This is a genomic window from Streptomyces sp. NPDC096012 (assembly GCF_040426375.1).
Lineage (GTDB): Bacteria > Actinomycetota > Actinomycetes > Streptomycetales > Streptomycetaceae > Streptomyces.
The window spans coordinates 1-3,760 of the sequence record NZ_JBEOTD010000090.1 but is presented as its reverse complement, the minus strand read 5'-3'; the positions used below and the strand labels follow the sequence as shown (position 1 = coordinate 3,760).

3 protein-coding genes are annotated in these 3,760 nt (G+C 72.4%); 2 read left to right on the top strand and 1 reads right to left on the bottom strand.

The features are described 5' to 3' along the window. Window positions 1-171 precede the first annotated feature (171 nt). Both ABVB68_RS36645 and ABVB68_RS36640 read left to right on the top strand, forming a co-directional pair. Window positions 172-1,041, top strand: a complete 870-nt coding sequence (locus ABVB68_RS36645) for a class II glutamine amidotransferase (RefSeq protein ID WP_353605550.1) — start codon at window positions 172-174, stop codon at window positions 1,039-1,041. A 64-nt stretch (window positions 1,042-1,105) separates the two neighbouring features. After that, entirely contained in the window at window positions 1,106-1,951 is an 846-nt protein-coding gene (locus ABVB68_RS36640; RefSeq protein ID WP_353605549.1) for a DUF1206 domain-containing protein, read from the top strand. Window positions 1,952-2,143: 192 nt separating this feature from the next. Here the strand turns inward: ABVB68_RS36640 and ABVB68_RS36635 are convergent. Continuing rightward, window positions 2,144-3,760 (bottom strand): LCP family protein (locus ABVB68_RS36635; protein ID WP_503006571.1); only part of this gene is annotated, 1,617 nt, incomplete at its 5' end.

Below are 3,760 nucleotides of genomic sequence, written 5' to 3'. Positions count from 1 at the left end.
CCCCGACGGCTGTGCCACGTGGCCGAGCGGCGCGACCGCCCTCCTCAGCCGCCGGCCGCACGGCCCCGGTCGCCGCGTCCGGTGCGGGCGCCGTGCGGGGGTGCGCCCGGCGCGCGACCATGGCCGTGGACGGGGACGGTCTCGATGCCGACGGCGACGAAGGAGGATGCCGTGTGTCGCCTTTTCGGGCTGACCAGCGCTCCCCTGCGCACGTACGCCACGTTCTGGCTGCTGGACGCCCCCGACAGTCTCAGCACCCAGAGTCACCGGGAACCGGACGGGACGGGGCTGGGCTACTTCGCCGCGGACGGCACCCCCCAGGTGCACAAGGCCCCACTCGCCGCCTACGACGACCGTGACTTCGCGCAGGAGGCGCGGCAGGTGGAGTCGACCACGTTCCTCGCCCACATCCGCTACGCCTCGACCGGTGGACCGGACGTCCGCAACACCCATCCCTTCGAGCAGGACGGGCGGCTGTTCGCGCACAACGGCGTGATCGAGGGGCTCGACGTGCTCGACCGGCACCTGGGCGAGGACCGCTCACTGGTGCACGGGGACACGGATTCCGAGCGCTTCTTCGCCCTGGTGACCCGGGAGGCCGCGGCCCTCGGCGGCGACGTCTCCGCGGGCATCGTCTCCGCGGCCCGCTGGATCGCCGACAACCTGCCCCTGTACGCCCTCAACCTCGTCCTCGTCACCGCCGGCGACCTGTGGGCCCTGCGCTATCCCGGGACGCACGAGCTGTACGTCCTCCAGCGTCCCGCGGGCGGGCATCACGGATCGCGGCACCTCGACCACACCGGCCGGAACGGCCGGCTGCGCGTCCGTTCGGACGACCTGAGAGATCGCCCCTCGGTCGTCGTGGCCAGCGAGCCCATGGACGAGAACCCGCACTGGCGGCTCATGGAACCCGGCGAGCTGCTGCACGTCGACCGGCGCCTGTACACCACATCGCGTCTCGTCCTTCCCGACCCCCCGGTCCATCCCCTCACCCTCGCCGATCTGCGCCCCACCGCGGCCGCCTCACAGCGGTCCGGATAGACCGCGGCTGAGGTCGGGACCGCCCGAGAGGTGTCGAACGGCCACCCGGGGGCACCGGCGTCGTATGGGCACACAGTCATCGGCACTGCAGGGACGGTTCCAGGCCCGCCGCGTGGCCGACAGCACGGCGATGGCTACCGCGGCCCGGGCGGGTTTCGCCGCCCGCGGGCTGATCTACATCCTCGTCAGCGTGATCTCACTCCAGATCGCCTTCGGCGGCGACAGCGGCGGGCGCCAGGCGGATCGCGGTGGCGCCCTGAGCGAGCTGGCCGACAAGCCGTTCGGGTCGGTGGTCCTGTGGATCGTGGGCATCGCGCTCGCCGGCATGGGCGTCTGGCGCCTGTCGGAGGCGGTCTTCGGCGCCCCGGGCCCGGACGGTTCGAAACCCACCAAGCGGGCGGCCGACGCGGGCCGTTCCGTCTTCTACGCCTTCTTGTCGTACTCGGTCCTGTCCTATGCGGCCGGGAGCCGGGGCAGCGGCAGCGGCGCTTCCGACAAGCAGACCGACGACGTCACCGGCATGATTCTCAAGTGGCCCGGTGGTCAGTGGATCGTCGGGATCGCGGGTGTGGCCGTGATCGTCGCCGGGCTGTGCATCGCTGTCCAGGCGGCGCGGAAGAAGTTCAGGGAGGAACTGCGGACAGCGGCCATGTCGCGGCGCGCGCAGCAGGTCACCGACGTCCTGGGCGTGACGGGCGGGGTGGCGCGCGGGATCGTCTTCGCCGTCGCCGGTGTGTTCGCCGTCGTCGCGGCCGTGCAGCACGAGCCCGGCAAGGCGAAGGGCATGGACGACACCCTGCGGTCTTTCCGGGATCTGCCGGCCGGCCCCTGGCTGCTCGCCCTGATCGCGATCGGCCTGGCCGCGTTCGGCCTCTTCTCGTGGTGCGACGCCCGCTGGCGCAAGACCTGAGAAACACGCCGCGGGCGCATTCCCCCGGCGGCGTACGCGCGGAAGCCGTGCCCGTGGACGCCGGGCGGCGACCACACCGGTTCCCCACGGACCCTCTGCGGTACGACGACGGCGTCGCCGGCTCGTGAGCGGCCGGGCCCCTGCGGCCGGCCCGGCCGCCCGACGGGCCCGGAGCCCCGGTCCCGCCGGTCCTCAGCCGTCGGAGTCGGGCTTGCTCCGCGCCGCCGCGTACGCCTGGGACGGTGTCATCGAGATGCCGCCCCAGGTCACCGTCTTGTACGGGCTCACCTTCGCGCAGGTCTTGGCCTGGTCGGCGGTCGAGGCGTGGGCGCCCGAGACCGCGGCCCTGGCGTCGGCGGGCGCCGACGAGGAACCGCCGCCCGGGAACCTGCTGCCGCCGGGCCAGTCACTGCCGACCACGAGGGTCAGGCCGGCTGCGGTGCCCCGTTCGAGATGCGAGGAGGGCAGGCCGAGCGCCCGGGCGACCGTCCGCGCCTCGGCCTCGCGGCCGGTGCCGTAGGTGAGCGTGGTCGTCGCCGCGGGGCTCGGGGCGTTGCCGGTGGTCGTGCCGGTGCCGAAGCCCTGTGCCGTGAGGGCGGCGGCGACGGCGGAAGCGCGGCCGGTGATGGGCGTGCCGTTCTCCACCGTCACGGCGATCTCGGAGGCGGGTACGGCCGAGGCGGTGGCCTCGGCCTTGGCGGTCGCGGAGGCCGCCGCGGACTTCTTGCCGGACCCGGTGGTCAGTGGCCGGTCGTCGGCGATCGTGGAGAACAGGGTCTTCGCGCCGGCTCCCACCACCACGCGGTCCTTGTTGGCCGGATCGGGGGCCGTCTGCATCGTCGCGAAGGTGATCCTTTTCGTGGGCACCTTGTTCACGTCGTCGGCGAGCGCGATCAGCTTCTTCACGCTGTCCAGGCCGTCGTCCACGGCCAGCGCCTTGGTGGCGGCGTCGGCGAGGCCGTAGACCGCGCCGGGGTCGGTCAGGGTGCCCGCGCTCTTGAACTTGCGGATCATCGAGCTCAGGAAGATGTGCTGCGAGATGGTCCGGCCCAGGTCACTGCCGTCACCGAAGCCGTGCCGTGAACGCACGAACTCCAGGGCCGCGACGCCCTTGAGGGTGTGGGTGCCCCCGGACAGCTTCAGGTGCGAGTAGGTGTCGAAGACGTCGTCGCTGACGCACACCGGGACGCCGCCGACCGCGTCGGACATCTTGACCACGCCCGAGAAGTCCAGCTTCACGAAGTGGTCGATGGGGATGCCGGTGAGCTCGTGGACGGTGGCCACCTGACAGGCGGGACCGTACTGCAGCGCACTGTTGATCTGCCCGTAGTAACCGTTCGTGGACTCGCCGGACGCGCTGTCCTTGCAGGCCGGAACCTTGGTCATGGTGTCGCGGGGGATGCTCATCACCGTGGCGTTGGAGCGGTCCGCCGATATGTGCATCACCATCTGCACGTCCGCGTTGCTGCCGGTCTGCACACCGGTGCCCGAGCAGCCGCCGCCGAGCTTGCAGTCCGTCTTGCTGGTGCGGCCGTCCGAGCCCATGACCAGGATGTTGATCGGTGTACGCCCGAAGGCGTCGGCCTTCTCGCTGCCGCCCTTGCCGTCGAGCGAGAAGCTGTGGATATTGCCGTTCAGGTGCTGGTAGAACCACCAGCCGGCGCCGGCGGTGACGACGATCAGCGCGGAGAGGCAGATCCCGAGGATCCTCAGCACCCGCCTGCCGCGGCCCGCCGGACGGTTCCCGCGGGCCCGCCGTCCGCCGCCCGGCCGGGCGGCCGCCCGGCCGCCGGGCGGGCGCGCACCGGC